The organism is Williamsia sp. SKLECPSW1 (assembly GCF_054332755.1).
The window spans coordinates 14,330-33,401 of record NZ_JBTGLI010000003.1 but is presented as its reverse complement, the minus strand read 5'-3'; the positions used below and the strand labels follow the sequence as shown (position 1 = coordinate 33,401).

16 protein-coding genes are annotated in these 19,072 nt (G+C 70.1%); 9 read left to right on the top strand and 7 right to left on the bottom strand.

The window, feature by feature from the left end:
- The first annotated feature begins 43 nt into the window (after positions 1 to 43).
- Together uvrB and ACXVUM_RS19525 are read left to right on the top strand one after the other, a co-directional pair.
- On the top strand, positions 44 to 2,200 hold the full coding sequence (gene uvrB / locus ACXVUM_RS19530) for an excinuclease ABC subunit UvrB (protein WP_458523602.1): 2,157 nt from the start codon (positions 44 to 46) through the stop codon (positions 2,198 to 2,200).
- A 141-nt stretch (positions 2,201 to 2,341) separates the two neighbouring features.
- Entirely contained in the window at positions 2,342 to 2,794 is a 453-nt protein-coding gene (locus tag ACXVUM_RS19525; protein WP_458523601.1) for a universal stress protein, read from the top strand.
- A 47-nt stretch (positions 2,795 to 2,841) separates the two neighbouring features.
- Here ACXVUM_RS19525 and ACXVUM_RS19520 read toward each other — a convergent pair whose 3' ends face one another.
- The 3 genes from ACXVUM_RS19520 to ACXVUM_RS19510 all read right to left on the bottom strand — a co-directional run bounded on the left by ACXVUM_RS19520 (position 2,842) and on the right by ACXVUM_RS19510 (position 7,209).
- A complete protein-coding gene (locus ACXVUM_RS19520; protein ID WP_458523600.1) occupies positions 2,842 to 5,094 on the bottom strand; it encodes an ATP-binding domain-containing protein in 2,253 nt (750 codons plus the stop codon).
- A 143-nt stretch (positions 5,095 to 5,237) separates the two neighbouring features.
- Positions 5,238 to 6,407, bottom strand: coding sequence for a DoxX family membrane protein (locus tag ACXVUM_RS19515; RefSeq protein ID WP_458523599.1), 1,170 nt, complete (start codon positions 6,405 to 6,407; stop codon positions 5,238 to 5,240).
- A gap of 118 nt (positions 6,408 to 6,525) precedes the next feature.
- On the bottom strand, positions 6,526 to 7,209 hold the full coding sequence (locus ACXVUM_RS19510) for an MBL fold metallo-hydrolase (RefSeq protein WP_458523598.1): 684 nt from the start codon (positions 7,207 to 7,209) through the stop codon (positions 6,526 to 6,528).
- 149 nt (positions 7,210 to 7,358) lie between these two features.
- On the opposite strand from ACXVUM_RS19510, the gene uvrA reads away from it, so the two are divergent.
- Complete coding sequence (uvrA, locus tag ACXVUM_RS19505) at positions 7,359 to 10,316, top strand: excinuclease ABC subunit UvrA (RefSeq protein WP_458523597.1); 2,958 nt, start codon at positions 7,359 to 7,361, stop codon at positions 10,314 to 10,316.
- A 9-nt stretch (positions 10,317 to 10,325) separates the two neighbouring features.
- Here the strand turns inward: uvrA and ACXVUM_RS19500 are convergent, their stop codons facing one another.
- Positions 10,326 to 10,667, bottom strand: coding sequence for a DUF1844 domain-containing protein (locus ACXVUM_RS19500; RefSeq protein WP_458523596.1), 342 nt, complete (start codon positions 10,665 to 10,667; stop codon positions 10,326 to 10,328).
- Between the two features lie 358 nt (positions 10,668 to 11,025).
- Between ACXVUM_RS19500 and infC the strand changes: the two genes are divergently transcribed.
- The 6 genes from infC (at position 11,026) to pheT (ending at position 16,886) form a co-directional block, all read left to right on the top strand.
- Positions 11,026 to 11,607 carry a translation initiation factor IF-3 gene (gene infC, locus ACXVUM_RS19495; protein WP_458523778.1) on the top strand — a complete coding sequence of 194 codons (582 nt, stop codon included), beginning with the start codon at positions 11,026 to 11,028 and terminating at the stop codon, positions 11,605 to 11,607.
- Between the two features lie 57 nt (positions 11,608 to 11,664).
- On the top strand, positions 11,665 to 11,859 hold the full coding sequence (rpmI, locus tag ACXVUM_RS19490) for a 50S ribosomal protein L35 (RefSeq protein ID WP_458523595.1): 195 nt from the start codon (positions 11,665 to 11,667) through the stop codon (positions 11,857 to 11,859).
- Between the two features lie 65 nt (positions 11,860 to 11,924).
- Positions 11,925 to 12,305, top strand: a complete 381-nt coding sequence (gene rplT, locus ACXVUM_RS19485) for a 50S ribosomal protein L20 (RefSeq protein WP_458523594.1) — start codon at positions 11,925 to 11,927, stop codon at positions 12,303 to 12,305.
- A gap of 35 nt (positions 12,306 to 12,340) precedes the next feature.
- The gene (locus tag ACXVUM_RS19480) at positions 12,341 to 13,165 is read left to right on the top strand and encodes a TrmH family RNA methyltransferase (protein WP_458523593.1); all 825 of its coding nucleotides are present in this window, start codon (positions 12,341 to 12,343) and stop codon (positions 13,163 to 13,165) included.
- 94 nt (positions 13,166 to 13,259) lie between these two features.
- Positions 13,260 to 14,303, top strand: a complete 1,044-nt coding sequence (gene pheS, locus ACXVUM_RS19475) for a phenylalanine--tRNA ligase subunit alpha (protein ID WP_458523592.1) — start codon at positions 13,260 to 13,262, stop codon at positions 14,301 to 14,303.
- Positions 14,304 to 14,396: 93 nt separating this feature from the next.
- Positions 14,397 to 16,886, top strand: a complete 2,490-nt coding sequence (pheT, locus tag ACXVUM_RS19470; protein ID WP_458523591.1) for a phenylalanine--tRNA ligase subunit beta — start codon at positions 14,397 to 14,399, stop codon at positions 16,884 to 16,886.
- Between the two features lie 6 nt (positions 16,887 to 16,892).
- Here the strand turns inward: pheT and ACXVUM_RS19465 are convergent, their stop codons facing one another.
- The 3 genes from ACXVUM_RS19465 to ACXVUM_RS19455 are packed head-to-tail and all read right to left on the bottom strand — an operon-like array spanning position 16,893 to position 18,957.
- The gene (locus ACXVUM_RS19465; protein WP_458523590.1) at positions 16,893 to 17,489 is read right to left on the bottom strand and encodes a TetR/AcrR family transcriptional regulator; all 597 of its coding nucleotides are present in this window, start codon (positions 17,487 to 17,489) and stop codon (positions 16,893 to 16,895) included.
- Positions 17,486 to 18,241, bottom strand: a complete 756-nt coding sequence (locus ACXVUM_RS19460) for an ABC transporter permease (protein ID WP_458523589.1) — start codon at positions 18,239 to 18,241, stop codon at positions 17,486 to 17,488. Before ACXVUM_RS19460 ends, ACXVUM_RS19465 begins: the two co-directional genes overlap by 4 nt.
- Positions 18,238 to 18,957 carry an ABC transporter ATP-binding protein gene (locus ACXVUM_RS19455; protein WP_458523588.1) on the bottom strand — a complete coding sequence of 240 codons (720 nt, stop codon included), beginning with the start codon at positions 18,955 to 18,957 and terminating at the stop codon, positions 18,238 to 18,240. The genes ACXVUM_RS19460 and ACXVUM_RS19455 overlap by 4 nt, the downstream gene beginning before the upstream one ends.
- Positions 18,958 to 19,072 lie beyond the last annotated feature (115 nt).

Here is a 19,072-nt window from a genome sequence, read left to right as displayed (position 1 = left end):
CCGGCCGAGCGCATGTGTCGGACCCCGCGCCTACCCTGAAGGCATGGCATTCGCGGCAGAGCACCCGATCGTCGCCCACTCGGAGTTCCGGCCCGTGGGCGAGATCGAACGGTCCGAGGCGACGTTCGAGGTCGTCAGCGAACATCAGCCCGCAGGCGACCAGCCCACCGCCATCGCCGAGCTCGAACGTCGCCTGCTGGCCGGGGAGAAGGACGTCGTCCTGCTCGGCGCGACGGGTACCGGCAAGTCCGCGACGACCGCGTGGCTCATCGAGAAGGTGCAGCGGCCCACGTTGGTCATGGCGCCGAACAAGACGCTCGCCGCGCAGCTGGCGAACGAACTGCGGGACATGTTGCCCAACAACGCCGTCGAGTACTTCGTGTCGTACTACGACTACTACCAACCCGAGGCGTACATCGCCCAGACCGACACCTACATCGAGAAGGACTCGTCGATCAACGACGACGTCGAGCGGCTGCGCCACTCGGCCACGTCGAGCCTGCTGTCCCGGCGGGACGTAGTCGTCGTGGCGTCGGTGTCGTGCATCTACGGGCTCGGCACGCCGCAGTCCTACCTCGACCGATCGGTCGAACTCGAGGTCGGACTCCAGGTCGACCGCGACGCGCTGCTGCGCCTCCTGGTCGACGTCCAGTACACCCGCAACGACCTGAGCTTCACCCGGGGCAGCTTCCGTGTCCGGGGCGACACGGTCGAGATCATCCCGTCGTACGAGGAGCTGGCCGTGCGGATCGAGTTCTTCGGCGACGAGGTGGAGGCGCTGTACTACCTGCATCCCCTCACCGGCGACGTCGTGCGCCAGGTGGACTCGCTGCGGATCTTCCCGGCGACCCACTACGTCGCCGGCCCCGAGCGCATGGAACGGGCGATGGCCTCCATCGAGGAGGAACTCGAGGAGCGTCTCGCCGACCTCGAGCGCGCAGGCAAGTTGCTGGAGGCGCAGCGCCTGCGGATGCGCACCACCTACGACCTGGAGATGATGCGCCAGGTCGGGTTCTGCTCGGGCATCGAGAACTACTCCCGCCACATCGACGGACGCTCGGCGGGCAGTGCGCCCGCCACCCTCATCGACTACTTCCCCGACGACTTCCTGATGGTCATCGACGAGTCGCATGTCACCGTCCCGCAGATCGGCGGCATGTACGAGGGCGACATGTCGCGCAAGCGCAACCTCGTCGAGTACGGGTTCCGTCTCCCGTCCGCCGTCGACAACCGGCCTCTGACGTGGGACGAGTTCGTCGACCGCATCGGTCAGACCGTCTACCTCTCGGCGACCCCGGGGCCGTACGAGCTCGGTCAGTCCGGCGGCGAGTTCGTCGAACAGGTCATCCGGCCCACCGGTCTCGTCGACCCGCAGGTGGTGGTGAAGCCGACGAAGGGTCAGATCGACGACCTGGTGCACGAGATCACCAGCCGCTCCGAACGCGACGAACGTGTGCTCGTCACCACGCTGACGAAGAAGATGGCCGAGGACCTCACCGACTATCTGCTGGAGATGGGCATCCGTGTCCGGTACCTGCACTCCGAGGTCGACACGCTGCGGCGGGTGGAACTGCTGCGGCAGCTGCGGTCGGGTGACTACGACGTACTCGTCGGCATCAACCTGCTCCGCGAGGGTCTCGACCTGCCCGAGGTGTCGCTCGTGGCGATCCTCGACGCGGACAAGGAGGGATTCCTCCGCAGCACCACCAGCCTCATCCAGACCATCGGGCGCGCGGCGCGCAACGTGTCGGGTGAGGTGCACATGTACGCCGACAAGATCACCGACTCGATGCGCAACGCGATCGACGAGACGGAACGGCGCCGCGAGAAGCAGATCGCCTACAACAAGGCGGCGGGTGTGGACCCGCAACCGTTGCGCAAGAAGATCGCCGACATCCTCGACCAGGTCTACCGCGAGGCGGAGGACAGCCTCGAGGTCGGTGGATCGGGCCGCAACTCCAGCCGTGGACGCCGCGCCCAGGGCGAGCCGGGGCGGTCGGGATCGAGTGCCGGAGTCATCGAGAAGCGCGACGTCTCGTCGATGCCGCGGGCCGAACTGGCCGACCTGATCGCCGCCCTCACCGACCAGATGATGTCGGCGGCGCGGGATCTGCAGTTCGAGTTGGCAGGTCGCCTCCGCGACGAGATCGCGGATCTCAAGAAGGAGCTGCGTGGGATGGACGCCGCCGGGATCCGGTGAACCACGACCGGGGTCGGTGTGTCGATCACCACGATCGTCGGACAAACCCCGTGTCGTGCCATTATTGTCCGGTCCGAGTGCGTGTTCGATCCTGCGGATGCGTACCAGTGATCGGTCATCGTTGATCAGACGGAGGAATGGATGAGCGCGTACACCACGGTTGTCGTCGGCACCGACGGCTCCGAGTCGTCGATGAAGGCCGTCGAGCGCGCGGGCGCCATCGCCGGCGATTCGGCGAAGCTCCTCATCGCGTGTGCGTTCTTCCCGCAGGAGAGCAAGGACGTGAACACCATGTCCGACGTTCTCAAGGACGAGGCGTACCAGGTCCACGGGAGTTCACCGACGGAGGAGATCCTGCGGACCGCCCGTGAGCGGGCCGTCAAGGCAGGTGCCGCCAGCGCGAACGTGTCCACCCGCCCCGTGAAGGGCGCACCGGTCGACGCGCTGCTCCAGCTCGTCGGTGACTCCAAGGCCGACCTGCTCGTCGTGGGCAACAAGGGCCTGAACTCGATCGCCGGGCGCCTGCTCGGATCGGTCCCGGCCGACGTCGCCCGCAAGTCGGCGTGTGACGTGCTCATCGTCCACACGGTCTGAGGACAAGAGCTGCGCACTGACCCCGATCGGCCGATGGCCGGTCGGGGTCAGTCGTCTGCGGTGAGCGACGGCGGCAGCTGCTCGGAATGCACCACGGTCAGTCGCTGGGTGGCTCGGGTGAGCGCGACGTAGAGGTCGTTGAGGCCCTGTGCGGACTGCGCGACGATCATCGCGGGTTCGACCACCACCGTGCGGTCGAACTCGAGGCCCTTGCACTCCGCGACGGTGAGCACCCGGGTCTCGGTGTCACCGACGGCGTCGACGACCTCGGCGGCGAGGTCGTCGGGGACGACGATCGCGCTGATCCCGTCGTCGTCGCCCATCCGCGCGGCGTCCTCGGCGACCGCCGCGCGACGGCCCGCGTCGGCTCGCACGAACCGGGGGGAGGTCCCGGCGCGACGGATGGACCGCGGAGCCTCCGCTGCCGGGTCGATCTCGGCGAGCACCCGCGCGGCGAGCTCCATGATCTCCGCCGGCGTGCGGTAGTTCACGGTGAGGTCGTGACGTCGCCACCGCTGCGCCACATACGGTTCCAGCACGGTGCCCCACGACCGGGTGCCTGCCGGCGCGCCGGTCTGCGCGGTGTCGCCGATCACGGTCATCCACCGGTTCGGGATGCGGCGCATGATCATCCGCCAGGCCATCGCCGACAGTTCCTGTGCCTCGTCGACGATCACATGGCCGAACGCCCACGTCCGGTCGGTCTGGGCGCGCTCGGCGGTGGTCAGGGAACTGCGACGCGTCTGGCGTGCGGCGAGCTGCTCGGCGTCGATGAGGTCGTAGGCCATGAGGATCTCGGGGTCGAGGTCGTCCTCGAGATCCTGAGGTGCGGAGCCGGTGAGGATGTCGAGGGCCTCCTGCGCCTCGGCGAGCCGGCGCCGGAACCGTGCCTGCTCCTCGCGCTCGTCCTCGCCGGTGTCGTACCCGATGATCTCGGCGAGTTCGTCGAGGAGGGGGACGTCGTCGACGGTGAACCGACCCCGGCTCGACCCAGGACGCAGCAGTGCAGATCGTTCCGAGGCGTCACGCCCTCGGGTCGCGGCGCGAAGTCGGGCCTCGTCGTGGAGGAGTTCGTCGAGGACGACCTCGGGGGTGAGATGCGGCCACAGGCCGTCGAGTGCGGCGCGGATCGCGTCGTCCTGTTCCATCTCGTCGCGGATGTCGGCGATGTCGCCGGCGCTGAGCAACTGCGATCCGTCGACGATCGACGACCCGATCCGCGCGGCGTGCTGCTCGGCGAGGGCGTCGAGCGCCGCGCGGACGAACACCGAGCGGGCCCGGTTGTGCGGGCGGCGCGTGGACCGGGCCCGGCCCCGTGCCCGTTTCACGACCGCGCGGTCGATGTCGAGGGGGTAGCCGTCGAAGCGGACCGTGATGGTCTCCTCGGGCAGCGATTGTCGGTCGCGCACCGCGTCGCGCAGGATGTCGACGACGCCGAGTTCCCCCTTGATCGCCGCGGCAGCCGGTTCGTCGTGGCCCGTCGCCCGCACGCCGGGGTACAGGTCGCCGACGGTGGCGAGCAGCACACCGGTCTCGCCGAGGCTGGGGAGCACCTGGCCGATGTACCGCAGGAAGTCGTCGTTCGGTCCGACGACGAGAACTCCGCTGCGGGACAACGTGTCCCGGTGCGTGTAGAGCAGATAGGCCGCGCGGTGCAACGCGACCGCGGTCTTGCCGGTGCCCGGTCCGCCCTGCACCACGGTGACTCCCCGGTGCGTGGAGCGGATGATCTCGTCCTGCTCGCGCTGGATCGTCTCGACGATGTCGGTCATCTCCCCGGTGCGCGCCGCGGTGAGCGCACCGATGAGGGCGGCCTCGTTGACGACGTCGCCGCGGGTGCTCGCGTCGAGGTCGCCGGCGTCGAGCCGTTCGTCGTTGACCGCGACGACGCGCCGACTGCGGGTTCGGACGTGTCGGCGGACGGCGACGGATTCGGGAGCTGCGGGGGTCGCCAGATAGAAGGGCCGCGCGAGCGGTGCGCGCCAGTCGAGCAGGAGGGTGGTGTCCTCGGCGTCGTCGTCGAGGATGCCGATGCGGCCGATCCGACGCGTCTCGCCGTCCTCCAGATCGAGGCGGCCGAAGTAGAGGTTGTGCTCGGCGGCGTCGAACTTGGCGAGGTCGTCGGAGTACATCCGCTCGTAGGACTCCCGCTCGGACTGGGACTGCGGGGTGCCGTCGGACTCGGTCAACGCGGTGCGCAGGCGGCGGTTGGTCGCCGACCGCATCCGGTCGAGACGTCCGTAGACGTGGTCGAGATGCGCCTGTTCGACCGTGGTGGCGTCGGGCGTGGTCTGGGTCATCTGGTGGAACTCATGGGTCGTGGTCGGCAGGTCCGCGGGTGTCGGTGTCGCTCAGGCACATCGGGAGACGAGGCTACCGCCAGCTCCGCCGGTGCCTCGGCCCGCCGCGCGAAGGACGCGCGCCGGGCCGAGGCGGGACGACGTCACCGCAGATCGTCTGCGGCCTTCTCCAGGCGCTTGCGTGCGCGGCGGCTCAGTGCGACGCCCTCGTCCTGGGCGGCGACGGACAGCGCCTCGGCGCGGGCACGGGCGGCCTGCACCAGGTCGGGTCCGCGGTCGCGGGCGTTGTCGGCCAGATCGGCGCCGCGGTCACGCGCACGGTCGGCGAGATCGGCGCCGCGGTCGCGGGCGGTGTCGAGCAGGTCCGCACCGCGGTCGCGAGCGCGATCGGCCACGTCCCCACCGCGATCGGCGGCCCTGTCGGCCAGCTCGGAGCCACGCTTGCGGGCCTTCGCCGCGAGCTTCTCGCTCTCCTTGGAGGCCTTCTTCGCCAGCTTGTCGCGCTCCTTCGAGGCCTGCTTCCCGAGCTTGTCGGCCTGCTTCGACGCGTCCTTCGAGGCCTTCTCGGCGCGCTTGCGAGCGGCCTTGGCGGCCTTGCGGCCCAGCTCCGCACCGCGCTCTGCCGCCGACTCGGCGAACGGGGTCGCCTTCTCCTTCGCGGCCTCAGCCAGGGGGGTGGCGCGGTCGCGCGCGGCCTCGGCGAGGGGGATGGCCCGCTCCTTGGCCGCCTCGGCGACGACGGGTGCCCGGTCGCGCGCGACCTCGGCGAAGTGGCCGGCGCGCTCGGCGGCGATCGACTTGAGGTGGTCGAAGCGGTCGTCGTCACCGCTGAACGGGTTCGCGGAACCGACCGCGTCGGCGGCGTGCTCGGCCGCCTTGCGCCCGCGGTAGGCGACCGACGGCTTGCCCTCGGTGTCGACCGCGGTGATGAGCAGCCCGCCGAGCAGGCTGACGTTCTTGAGGAAGTGGATGAGCGCTGCGTTGCGCGCCTCGGGGTCGGACTCGTTCCAGAAGTCGTGGCCCGCCACCGTGGTCGGGACGAGCGAACCCGCGAGCGCCAGGGCGGCGATGCGCGGGATCTTGCCGGTCGCCAGCAGCACGCCGCCGCCGACCTGGACGGCCGCGTTGACGCGGACCCACGTCTCGGCGTCGTCGGGAAGGGGATCGGTGATGTCGTCCGGAAGTGTGTCCTGCGACTTCTTGACGAACGGGCGCGCGGTGTCGGCGAACTGTTCGGGGTGGCGAAGCGCGGTGACTCCCGACGCGACGAACACGCTCGCGAGCATCGGTCGGGCAATTCGGCGGATCAACACTGATGGCCTCCTCGGGCAAACGGACACGGTCTGGGGCCGAGGACCGGGGCTCGGGCAACGGCAGGGCGATCACGACGTTACCGGCAGGGACCCGCCGTCCGTGGGGTCCCGACACGCCTCACCAGCCGCGTTCGCGCCATTCACCCAGGTGGGGGCGTTCGGTGCCCAAGGTCGTGTCCAGACCGTGACCGGGGTACACCTTGGTCTCGTCGTCGTAACGGTCGAACAGTTTGGTGCTGACCTCGTCGAGGAGGCGCTCGAAATCGCCTGGCTCCCAGGTCTTCCCGACACCTCCGGGGAACAGGGAGTCGCCTGTGAAGAGGTGGGTGCCGTCGGTGTCGGTCAGTGCCAACGCGATCGAACCCGGCGTGTGCCCGACGAGGTGGATCGCCGTCAGCCGGAGGTCGCCGACCTCGATGACGTCGCCGTCGTCCACGAGACGGTCGGCGGCGACGGGGATCTCCGGGGCGTCGATGCGACCGGCCGCCGTGGGGGCGCGGCTGGCGGCGGCGACGGCGGCGAGGGCCTGCCAGTGGTCGAAGTGCTGGTGGGTGGTGACCACCGTCGTCAGCCGACCGGGCACCGCCTCGAGCAGACCGAGGATCCGGTCGGCGTCGTTCGCGGCGTCGACGAGCAGCTGATCGCCGGTCCGGGAACACGTGAGCAGGTAGGTGTTGTTGTCCATCGGGCCGACCGACATCTTGGTGATGGTCGCGGACGGGGTCTGTCGACGGTGAGCGGTCTGCTGGTCGCTCACGTCGCCGGTGTACTCGTCGGAGATGGTCACCTGCACAGCTGTCATGGCGTCAACCTACCCGCGCCGGACACGCCCGCCGGGGTGTCGTGCGGGTACCGGGCCACCCGTCCGCCACGCGGTCTGTCGGTGGCCGCACCTACAGTGGATCCGGCCGTCCATCCACCCGTCGCACATGAGAGCAGGGGATCAATTCAGTGGCAGACCGTCTGATCGTGCGGGGGGCTCGCGAGCACAATCTCCGCGGCATCGACGTCGACCTCCCCAGGGACAGCCTGATCGTCTTCACGGGACTGTCGGGGTCGGGGAAGTCGAGCCTCGCGTTCGACACGATCTTCGCCGAGGGGCAGCGCCGCTACGTCGAGTCGCTCTCGGCGTACGCGCGTCAGTTCCTCGGTCAGATGGACAAACCCGACGTGGACTTCATCGAGGGCCTGTCACCGGCGGTCTCGATCGACCAGAAGTCGACCAACCGCAACCCGCGGTCGACGGTCGGCACCATCACCGAGGTCTACGACTACCTCCGTCTGCTGTACGCCCGCGCCGGCACCGCGCACTGCCCCGAGTGCGGCGCGATCATCGCCAAGCAGACACCGCAGCAGATCGTCGACCAGGTGCTCGAGATGGGCGAGGGCACCCGCTTCCAGGTGCTCGCCCCGGTGGTCCGTACCCGCAAGGGTGAATTCGTCGACCTGTTCGCCTCGCTGCAGACACAGGGGTTCTCGCGGGTCCGGGTCGACGGTGTCGTCCACCCGCTCACCGAGCCGCCCACGCTCAAGAAGCAGGAGAAGCACGACATCGAGGTCGTCGTCGACCGCCTCGTCGTCAAGGCGTCGGCCAAGCAGCGCCTGACGGATTCCGTCGAGACCGCGCTGCGCCTCGCCGACGGCATCGTCGTCCTCGACTTCGTCGACCGCGACGAGGACGACGCCGAGCGCGAACGGCGTTTCTCCGAGCGGATGGCCTGCCCGAACGGACATCCCATCGCCATCGACGACCTCGAACCGCGGTCGTTCTCGTTCAACTCGCCCTACGGTGCGTGCCCGGAGTGCGACGGACTCGGCATCCGCAAGGAGGTCGACGAGGAACTCGTCGTGCCCGACCCGGAGATGACCCTCGCCGAGGGGGCGATCGCGCCGTGGTCGACCGGCCACAACGCCGACTACTTCCTGCGCCTGATGTCCGGTCTGGCCGAGCAGATGGGCTTCGACGTCCACACCCCGTGGAACCGACTGCCCGTGAAGGCCCGTCGGGCACTGCTCAACGGCAGCGACCACCAGGTGCACGTCCGCTTCCGGAACCGCTACGGCCGTACCCGCTCCTACTACACGGAGTTCGAGGGGGTGATGAAGTTCCTGCACCGCCGGATGGAGCAGACCGAGTCCGAGCAGATGAAGGACCGGTACGAGGGCTACATGCGCGACGTCCCCTGCCCGGTGTGCTCGGGCGCGCGCCTGCGGCCGGAGATCCTCGCGGTCACCCTCGACCACCCGCGGTTCGGGACCAAGTCCATCGCCGACGTGTGTGCGCTCTCGGTCGCCGACTGCGCCGACTTCCTCACCGACCTGACGCTCGGGGCGCGCGAGCAGGCCATCGCCGGCCGCGTGCTCAAGGAGGTGCAGGCGCGTATCCGCTTCCTCCTCGACGTCGGCCTCGAGTACCTGTCGCTGTCGCGTGCGGCGGGGTCGCTGTCCGGTGGCGAGGCCCAGCGCATCCGGCTCGCCACCCAGATCGGGTCCGGCCTGGCCGGGGTCCTCTACGTCCTCGACGAGCCGTCGATCGGCCTGCACCAGCGGGACAACCGCCGCCTCATCGACACCCTCACGCGCCTGCGCGACCTGGGGAACACACTCATCGTCGTCGAGCACGACGAGGACACCATCCGTTCCGCCGACTGGATCGTCGACATCGGCCCCCGGGCCGGTGAGCACGGCGGCAAGGTCGTCCACAGCGGCAACTACGCCGACCTGCTCGTCAACGAGGAGTCGCTGACCGGCGCCTACCTGTCGGGACGCGAGACCCTGCCGATCCCCGCGCAGCGCCGCGCGGTCGACCCGAAGCGACAGCTGAAGGTCATCGGCGCCCGCGAGCACAACCTGGGCGGCATCGACGTCGCGTTCCCCCTGGGAGTCCTCACCGCCGTCACCGGTGTGTCCGGGTCGGGCAAGTCCACGCTCGTCAACGACATCCTGGCGACCACCCTCGCGAACAAGTTGAACGGCGCCCGGCAGGTGCCCGGTCGGCACACACGCATCACCGGTCTCGACCATCTCGACAAACTCGTCCAGGTCGACCAGTCGCCCATCGGGCGTACCCCGCGGTCCAACCCGGCCACCTACACCGGTGTCTTCGACAAGATCCGCACGCTGTTCGCCGCGACGACCGAGGCCAAGGTGCGCGGTTACCAGCCCGGCCGGTTCAGCTTCAACGTCAAGGGCGGCCGCTGCGAGGCCTGCACCGGCGAGGGCACGATCAAGATCGAGATGAACTTCCTGCCGGACGTGTACGTGCCGTGCGAGGTGTGCCACGGCGCCCGGTACAACCGCGAGACGCTGGAGGTCCACTACAAGGGCAAGACGATCGCCGAGGTGCTCGACATGCCGATCGAGGAGGCCGCGGAGTTCTTCGAGCCGGTCACCTCGATCCACCGGTACCTGAAGACCCTCGACGAGGTCGGTCTGGGATACGTCCGTCTCGGGCAGCCCGCGCCGACGCTGTCCGGCGGTGAGGCGCAGCGCGTCAAACTCGCCGCCGAACTGCAGAAGCGGTCGACCGGACGCACCGTCTACGTCCTCGACGAGCCGACCACCGGCCTGCACTTCGAGGACATCCGCAAGCTGCTCGACGTGATCAACGGACTCGTCGACAAGGGCAACTCGGTGATCGTCATCGAGCACAACCTCGACGTCATCAAGACCGCGGACTGGATCGTCGACATGGGACCCGAGGGCGGGTCGGGCGGTGGCACCGTCGTCGCGGAGGGCACGCCCGAGGAGATCGCGGGGGTCCCGGAGAGCCACACCGGTGGTTTCCTCCGCGAGATCCTCACACCGACGAAGCCGCGCCGGGCCGCCTCCTCGGCGAAGAAGGCCGCGAAGTCGTCGACGCGGGCGGCGAAGACCACCACGAGGTCGCGGGCGCGGGCGTCGGCGTAGCGCCGGATCTCACCGGACGGGGCCGGTGTACTTCTCCCCGGGTCCCTGCCCCGGCTCGTCGGGGACTGCGCTGGCCTCGCGGAACGCCAGTTGCAGTCCCTTGAGGCCGTCGCGGATCGGTGCCGCGTGGAGTCCGAGGTCGGGCAGGGCGGCGGTCACCAGGCCGGCGAGCGCGGTGATGAGCTTGCGTGCCTCGTCGAGATCGACGCGCGTGGCGGCGGCGGGGTCGTCGGCGAGGCCGAGCTTCTCGGCGGCCGCGCTCATCAACATCACGATCGAGCGGGTGACGACCTCGACGGCCGGGACGTCCGCGAGCTCCCGGACATCCTCGGAATGGGGATTCTCGGACATGGCTGTTAGACTTCCATGTCAGACCGCCCCGGTGAGAGCCGGGGTTTGCAAGTGGAGCCCGCTCCCACCGTCCGGCACGACCTCGCGTCGCAGCTGTACGGTCCGGTCGCCCGATCGTTCTCCCCTCGAGGGAATACGGTTGCGGTACCTCCCGTTGGAGGTGGCACGTGTGCGTGGGTTGCCGACCCGCTCGACGCTGCCGACCGGTCAGTGTGGGCCCCGCCGATCCGATGATCGGACGGGGCCTTTTCGCTGGCTGAGGGCGTTCGACGAGCAACGCGTCGCACACCGCGGAACCGCATCCGGGCGCAGCCCGGCGCGAACCCCCGCACCACCGGAGTACTAACGAGGAGGCCCCATCAGCACAGAGACCCGCATCAACGAGCGCATCCGCGTCCCGGAGGTCCGACTCGTCGGACCGAACTCGGAGCAGGTGGGCATCGTGCGTGTTGAAGATGCCTTGCGATTGGCCCTCGAGGCCGATCTCGACCTGGTGGAGGTGGCGCCCAACGCCCGTCCGCCGGTCTGCAAGATCATGGACTACGGCAAGTTCAAGTACGAGGCGGCGCAGAAGCAGCGCGAGTCTCGCCGTAACCAGCAGATGACGGTCATCAAGGAGCAGAAGCTCCGACCGAAGATCGACGACCACGACTACGAGACCAAGAAGGGCCACGTCATCCGATTCCTGGAGGCGGGTTCGAAGGTCAAGGTGACCATCATGTTCCGCGGTCGCGAGCAGTCCCGACCGGAGCTCGGCTACCGGTTGCTGCAGCGGCTCGGCGCGGACGTGGGGGAGTACGGGTTCGTCGAGACGTCCGCCAAGCAGGACGGACGCAACATGACCATGGTGCTCGCCCCGCACAAGGGCGCGAAGACACGCGCGAAGGTCGCGGAGGCACGTGAGGCCGGCCCGGCCGGCGCGGCCCCCGCGGGCCAGTGACCGTCGCGTCGACGACCCAGCACCACCCAGGCACCACTCAGGACTCGAGGAGCAGCCATGCCTAAGGCGAAGACCCACAAGGGGACCGCGAAGCGTTTCAAGGTCTCGGGCACCGGCAAGATCCAGCGTCAGAAGGCGAACCGTCGCCACCTGCTGGAGCACAAGCCGACCAAGCGCACCCGCCGGCTCGACGGCACCACCGTCGTCGCCGACGTCGATGCCCCCCGCATCAAGCGCCTGCTGAACATCTGAGCCCCGCGCTCACCATCCCTGCCGACCGCTGCGCGCGGTCGCCCGAGAAGTAACGAGGTACGCACGTGGCACGCGTGAAGAGGGCGGTCAACGCCCAGAAGAAGCGTCGGTCGACGCTGGAGGCATCCAAGGGCTACCGCGGGCAGCGGTCGCGCCTGTACCGCAAGGCGAAGGAGCAGCAGCTCCACTCGCTGACCTACGCCTACCGCGATCGTCGCGCCCGCAAGGGTGAGTTCCGCAAGCTGTGGATCGCCCGCATCAACGCGGCGGCCCGCGCCAACGACATCACCTACAACCGTTTCATCCAGGGCCTGAAGATCGCCGGCCTCGAGGTGGACCGCAAGATCCTCGCCGAGATCGCCGTCAGCGACCCCGAGGCCTTCACCGGCCTCGTGGACATCGCCCGCAAGGCGCTCCCGGACGACGTCAACGCCCCCGCGGCCTGACGCCGACCCCGCACACCGCGACCGGACGACCCGTGATGGACGCGCTCACCGAGCGCTCCACACGGGTCGTCTCGTTGTCGAAGCTGCACCGCGCCGCGCACCGCCGTGAGCGTCGCGAGTTCCTCGCCGAGGGCAGCAATGCGGTCTCCGCCGCACTCGCCGCCGGCGCGGCCCGCACCGTGCTGGTCCGTCAGGGCGAGGAATCGACCTTCGGTCCTGTCCTCGAGTCCGCCCGTGCCGCGGCCGTCGAGGTGCTGCTGATCACCGAGCGGGCAGCGCAGAAGCTCGCCGAGACCACCACCACGCCCGGCCTGTTCGCCGTCTGCGCCTCCGTCGAGGTCGACACCGACGACCTGCTCGCCGCCGCCGGGGCCGGCATGGTCGTCGTCGCGGCCGACCTCTCCGAACCCGGCAACGCCGGGACGCTCATCCGCACCGCCGACGCGACGGGGTGCGCCGGTCTCGTCCTCGCGGGCGAGACCGTCGACGTCCACAACGGCAAATGCGTCCGGGCCAGCGCCGGTTCGGTCTTCCACCTGCCGGTCGCCCGCGACCGTGACACGGCGTCGGTCGTGCACCGCCTGCGCGACCGCGGGTACGTCGTCCTCGCCACCGCCGCCGACGGCGAGGTCTCCCTCGACGACCTCGACCGCGACGGGGTCACCGGGACCCTCGGCGGTGCGGTCGCGTGGCTGTTCGGCAACGAGGCCCACGGCCTGCCCGACGACCTGCTGGCCGCTGCCGACCACCGCGTCGCCATCCCCATCCGGGGACGCGCCGAGAGCCTGAACATCGCGGCAGCCGCGGCGATGTGTCTCTACGTCGGATCGCGGGTCGCGGCTGCGACGCGCCACGTCTGACCTGGGAAGTGACCGGAAAACGGTTTCCCTGCATCCGATACGCTCGTCCCGACGACCGACCTGATCACCGACCAGCCGAAGGATCTCCCCTCTCGTGACGACCGAGCACACCAGCACCGACGACCTCGACCTGGCCCCGGCCACCGAGGCGGCGATCGCTGCGTTCGACGCCGCGCGTGACCTCACCGAGCTGGCCGAGGCCAAGACCCGGCACCTCGGTGATCGGTCGCCGATCGCGCTGGCCCGCCGCGGCCTCGCCGACCTCCCCAAACAGGAGCGGTCGGCGGCGGGCAAGGTGGTGAACGAGGCCCGCGGTCGTGCCCAGGCCGCGCACGACGCCCGCCACGACGTCCTCGTCGCCGAACGCGACGCAGCCGTGCTCGTCGCCGAGTCCATCGACGTCACGCTCCCCACGGGGCGTCGTCCGCTGGGGGCCCGTCATCCCGTCACCGTCATCGCCGAGGAGGTGGCCGACGTGTTCGTCGGGATGGGGTGGGAGATCGCCGAGGGGCCCGAGGTGGAGACCGAACACTTCAACTTCGACGCCCTGAACTTCCTGCCGGACCACCCGGCGCGGTCGATGCAGGACACCTTCTACATCGCACCGGAGGGCTCGCGCCAGGTGTTGCGCACCCACACCTCGCCGGTGCAGGTGCGGACGATGCTCGACCGCGACCTGCCGATCTACGTCGCGTGCCCGGGGCGGACGTTCCGCACCGACGAGCTCGACGCGACGCACACACCCGTCTTCCACCAGGTCGAGGGACTCGCCGTCGACAAGGGTCTGACCATGGCCAACCTGCGTGGCACGTTGGAGATCCTCGCCAAGGCGATCTTCGGTCCGGACACCACGACGCGGATGCGTCCGAACTACTTCCCGTTCACCGAGCCGTCGGCCGAGGTCGACGTCTGGTTCCCGGCGAAGAAGGGCGGTCCCGGGTGGGTGGAGTGGGGCGGCTGCGGCATGGTCAACCCGGCGGTGTTGCGCGCCAGCGGCATCGACCCCGACGTGTACTCCGGGTTCGCGTTCGGGATGGGTCTCGAGCGCACACTGCAGTTCCGCAACGACCTGCCCGACATGCGCGACATGGTGGAGGGCGACGTCCGGTTCACCATGCCGTTCGGCCCCGCCGTCTGATCCGGCCCCGTCCGGTCCGGCCCCGTCGGCCGAGCCGGTCCCGCCGGACATCCCCCGAGCGCCTGCAGAACTTCTGAGAGAGGTCGATCCCAAGTGCGTGTGACCCAGTCCTGGATGGTCGACGTGGTGCGTGGAGGCGCGCCCGAGTTCACCGCGACACCCGCCGAGCTCGACGCCGCGTTCGTACGCGTCGGGTTCGAGATCGAGTCCGTCGACCCGTTCCCCGAGATCACCGGGCCGCTCGTCGTCGGACGGGTCGCCGAGATCGAGGAGCTGGAGGGCTTCAAGAAGCCGATCCGTTTCTGCCGTGTCGAGGTCGGTGAGAGCGAACCACGTGGGATCGTCTGCGGCGCGCGTAATTTCACCGTCGGTGACCTCGTCGTGGCGGCGTTGCCCGGTGCGGTGCTGCCGGGTGACTTCGCGATCGCGGCGCGTGAGACCTACGGGAAGACGTCCGACGGGATGATCTGCTCGGTCACCGAACTCGGCGTCGGCGACGACCATTCGGGCATCCTCGTGCTGCCCTCGGAGGCGGCGACCCCCGGTGCCGACGCGCGCGAGGTGCTCGGTCTGGCCGACACCGCGATCGACGTCAACGTCACCCCCGACCGCGGCTATGCGTTCAGTGCCCGTGGCCTGGGCCGTGAGCTGGCGGCGAGTTTCGACCTGCCTTTCGCCGACCCCGCCGACCGCCCGGTCACCGCCGCGGCGTCCGACGGCGGTGCCTCGTCCCCGGCGGTCCACATCGACGCCGGGTCGGCGGCCACCCGCTATTGCGCGCAGGTCGTCCGGGGGATCGACCCGTCGGCGCAGTCGCCGTGGTGGATCCGCAAGCGACTGCTCGTGGCCGGTGTCCGGCCGATCTCGGCCGTGGTCGACGTGACCAACTACGTCATGCTCGAACTGGGCCAGCCCCTGCATGCGTTCGACGCCGCCCACGTCAGCGGCGGCATCGTCGTGCGACGGGCGGACCCGGGGGAGGCCCTCACCACGCTGGACGGAAGCGATCGCACCCTCGACCCCGACGACGTCGTCATCGCCGACGAGTCCGGCCCGATCGCGCTCGCGGGCGTGATGGGCGGTGCGCACAGCGAGGTGTCGGACGACACGACCGACGTCATCCTCGAGTCGGCCCGTTTCGACCCGGTCGCGGTGTTCCGGACCGGCCGCAGACACCGGCTCTCCAGCGAGGCGGGCAAGCGCTTCGAACGCGGCGTGGACCCGCAACTGGCCCCGGTCGCGCTCGCGCGTGCGGCCGAGTTGCTGGTGGAACTCGCCGGGGGACAGGCGGATCCGACCTACACCGATGTCCGCGTCGACGGGGCCGGTGTCGTCGTGGTGATCGACGCCGACCTGCCCGATCGTGTCGCGGGCGTGTCCTATCCGGCCGGCACCACCGTGCGACGCCTCGAACAGGTCGGCTGCGCGGTCACCGGCCCCGGCCCGATCAGTGTCGTCCCGCCGTCGTGGCGTCCGGACCTGCGGGGTCCGGCCGATCTCGTCGAAGAGGTGCTCCGGCTCGAAGGGCTGGAGAACATCCCCGCCGTCCCGCCGACGGCCCCGCCCGGGACCGGTCTCACCGCCTCGCAGCGCCGCCGTCGCGCCATCGGGCGTGCGCTCGCGGTCGCGGGCCACGTCGAGGTGCTCCCGTTCCCGTTCCTGCCGCCCGCGGTGTTCGACAGCTGGGGTCTGGCCGACGACGACCCGCGGCGGAGCACGGTGCGGGTGCTCAACCCGCTCGAGTCCGACCGGGCCGAACTGGCGACGACCCTGCTGCCGAACCTCGTCGAGATGGCCGTCCGCAACATCACCCGCGGTCAGCGCGACGTCGCGCTGTACGCGATCGGTCAGGTGGTGCTCGGTGGCGGGGACGCCCATCCGGTGGGTCCGGTCGACGTCTCCGGGCGTCCGACCGACGAGCAACTCGCCGACCTCTACGGGTCGTTGCCGCGTCAGCCGCTGTCGGTCGCCGTGGTGCTCGCGGGCAACCGCGAGCCGGCCGGACCGTGGGGGCCCGCACGTCCGGTCGATCCGTCGGACGCCTTCGAGGCGGCACGCATCATCGCCCGTGCGTCGGGCGTGCAGGTGCGGATGGTCGCCGACGGCCACCTGCCCTGGCATCCCGGGCGCTGCGCCCGGATCGTCGTGGACGACCCCGGCGGGCCGATCGACGTCGGCTGGGCCGGGGAGTTGCATCCCCGGGTCACCGAACGGTCCGGGCTCCCGCCGCGGTCGTGTGCGGTCGAGATCGATCTCGACGCGCTGCCGATCGGATCGACGCTTCCCGCGCCGGAGCTCTCGGCGTTCCCGGCCGTCCTGCAGGACGTCGCGGTCGTCGTGGACGACACCGTTCCCGCCGCCGACGTCCTGGACGCGCTGGCCACGGGGGCCGGTCCGTTGCTCGAGGAGATCCGCCTGTTCGACGTCTTCACCGGCGAGCGTCTGGGGGAGGGACGGAAGTCCCTGGCCTTCGCCCTGCGGTTCCGGGCCCCGGACCGGACCCTCACCGAGGACGAGGCCAGTGAGGCGCGCCTGGCGGCCGTGGCGAACGCAGAGAAGGCGGTCGGCGCGCACCTGCGGTGAGCGGACTCAGAGCGGCTCCGTGAGGTAGCGCTGCACCGTGGGTCCGACCAGCCTGACGAGGTCCTCGCGCGGGATCGCGCGCACCGCGTCGAACCCGACGACGTAGCGGGTGAGCACCAGTCCGGCGATCTGCGACGCGGCGAGCGCGATGCGGATCGGCGCGCTGCCCGGGGGTTCGTCGACCCGTTCGGCCACGTCGCGCATCACGACGTCGGTGACGAACGTCCTCATCAGACCGGGGTCGGGACCGGCGACGACGGACCGCACGAGTGCGACCCCCGCCTCCTGGAAGTCGCCGTCCCAGACGTGCAGGACGGTGTCGACGATCGTGTGCCCGAGTTCGTCGTCGGGAGTCGCGGCGATCCGATCGGTGACGATCGACGGGTCGACCGGGATCGCGACGGCCGCGAGGAACAGGTCGCGCTTGGTGCCGAAGTAGTGGTGGACCAGGGCACTGTCGACGCCGGCCTCGGCTGCGATCGCGCGCACCGGCGTCCCGTCGATCCCGCTGCGCGCGAACAGGGTCCGTGCGGCGGCGAGGATGTCCTCACGTGCGGAACTCGCGCCGCGTCGCCGACCCGGACGGCGACCACCGTCGGTCATCGCGACCGGCGTCGCAGGGTCGCCGCCGCGAGGACCACGGCCACCAGCGTGCATGCCACCACGACCCCCAGATCCCGCCACATCACCGTCGTCGGCGACGTGCGCCTGGCGACCTCGGTGAGTGCGTCGACCGCGTAGGTCAGCGGCATCGCGCTGCTGAAGCCCTGCAGCCAGCCAGGCATCTCCGAGCGCGAGACGAACAGTCCGCAGACGAAGAGCTGGGGGATGACGACGATCGGGAGGAACTGCACCGCCTGGAACTCGGTCCGGGCGAAAGCGCTGCACAGCAGGCCGAGCGCCACACCGAGGGTGGCGTCGGCGAGGGCGATGAGCAGCACCCACCCCGGGTTGCCCGCGGTGTCGAGGCCGAGGAACACGTAACAGACGGCCGACGCCGCGACCGCCTGTGCGGCGGCGGCGACGGTGAAGGCGGTCCCGTAGCCGGCGAGCAGGTCGATCTTGCGGATCGGCGTGGTGAGAAGCCGTTCGAGCGTCCCCGACGTCCGCTCACGCAGCATGGCGACGGAGGTGATGAGGAACATCAGTGCGAACGGGAGGACGCCGAGCATGATGACGCCGATGCGGTCGAAGCGAGTGGCGCCGCCGGGGAGGGTCGGCTGATCCCGGAACAGGAAGTAGAGCAGCGCGAGCAGCACCAGTGGGACCACGAGGATCATGGCGACGGTCCGTGGGTCGGCCCGGAGCTGACGCAGCACCCGCACGGAGGTCGAGCGGTAGGCCGCGGCGGTCATGCCGCCGCCTCCGCCTTCTCGATCACCGCGATGAACGCCGACTCGAGGTCGTCCTGGCCGGTGTCGGCCCGTAGGCCGGCCGGGGTCGACTGCGCCACCACCCGGCCGGCGCGCATCAGGACGAGCGCGTCGCAGTGGTCCGCCTCGTCCATCACGTGACTGGAGACCAGCAGCGTGGTCCCGGTGTCGGCGAGCGCGCGGAACCGTCGCCACAGTTCGACCCGCAGGATGGGGTCGAGTCCGACGGTGGGCTCGTCGAGCACCATCAGTTCCGGGTTCCCCACGAGGGAACAGGCGATCGACACCCGGCTGCGTTGCCCACCGGAGAGGTCCGAGGTGCGTCGGTGCCGCACCTCCGCGAGGTCGAGAGTCGAGAGTGCGTCGTCGACCGCGTCTCGCGTGCCGTACAGGGAGGCGAAGTAGCGGACGTTCTCCTCGACGCTGAGCTCCGGATAGACCGAGGGTGACTGCGTCACGTAACCCACGCGGCGCCGGAGGCCCGCGTCCCCGGCGGGCAGGCCGAAGACGGTCACCGATCCGCGGGTGATCGCCTGGGTTCCGACGACGCTGCGCAGCAGCGTGGTCTTGCCGCACCCCGACGGCCCCAGCAGCCCGGTGATCGACCCCTTCGTCACACGGACGTCGACGTCGTCGACCGCACGGACGCGGCCGCGCACGACGGTCAGAGATGAGATGTCCACGACCGTGTCGGTCATCGTGACCCTCCCGGGAAGATTTCATCAGACGATGAATTCATCGTCTGATGAATTGAAGCGCGGCCGTCCGGGCCAGGTCAACCATGGGGTGGCCATGAATTGTTTTGCATCGGTC

What these genes read in the sequence shown, in the direction of transcription:
- uvrB (WP_458523602.1), top strand. Translation starts at nt 44, where the DNA reads ATGGCATTCGCGGCAGAGCACCCGATCGTCGCCCACTCGGAGTTCCGG.
- ACXVUM_RS19525 (WP_458523601.1), top strand. Translation starts at nt 2,342, where the DNA reads ATGAGCGCGTACACCACGGTTGTCGTCGGCACCGACGGCTCCGAGTCG.
- ACXVUM_RS19520 (WP_458523600.1), bottom strand. Translation starts at nt 5,094, where the DNA reads ATGACCCAGACCACGCCCGACGCCACCACGGTCGAACAGGCGCATCTC.
- ACXVUM_RS19510 (WP_458523598.1), bottom strand. Translation starts at nt 7,209, where the DNA reads ATGACAGCTGTGCAGGTGACCATCTCCGACGAGTACACCGGCGACGTG.
- ACXVUM_RS19500 (WP_458523596.1), bottom strand. Translation starts at nt 10,667, where the DNA reads ATGTCCGAGAATCCCCATTCCGAGGATGTCCGGGAGCTCGCGGACGTC.
- rpmI (WP_458523595.1), top strand. Translation starts at nt 11,665, where the DNA reads ATGCCTAAGGCGAAGACCCACAAGGGGACCGCGAAGCGTTTCAAGGTC.
- ACXVUM_RS19480 (WP_458523593.1), top strand. Translation starts at nt 12,341, where the DNA reads ATGGACGCGCTCACCGAGCGCTCCACACGGGTCGTCTCGTTGTCGAAG.
- ACXVUM_RS19465 (WP_458523590.1), bottom strand. Translation starts at nt 17,489, where the DNA reads ATGACCGACGGTGGTCGCCGTCCGGGTCGGCGACGCGGCGCGAGTTCC.
- ACXVUM_RS19460 (WP_458523589.1), bottom strand. Translation starts at nt 18,241, where the DNA reads ATGACCGCCGCGGCCTACCGCTCGACCTCCGTGCGGGTGCTGCGTCAG.
- ACXVUM_RS19455 (WP_458523588.1), bottom strand. Translation starts at nt 18,957, where the DNA reads ATGACCGACACGGTCGTGGACATCTCATCTCTGACCGTCGTGCGCGGC.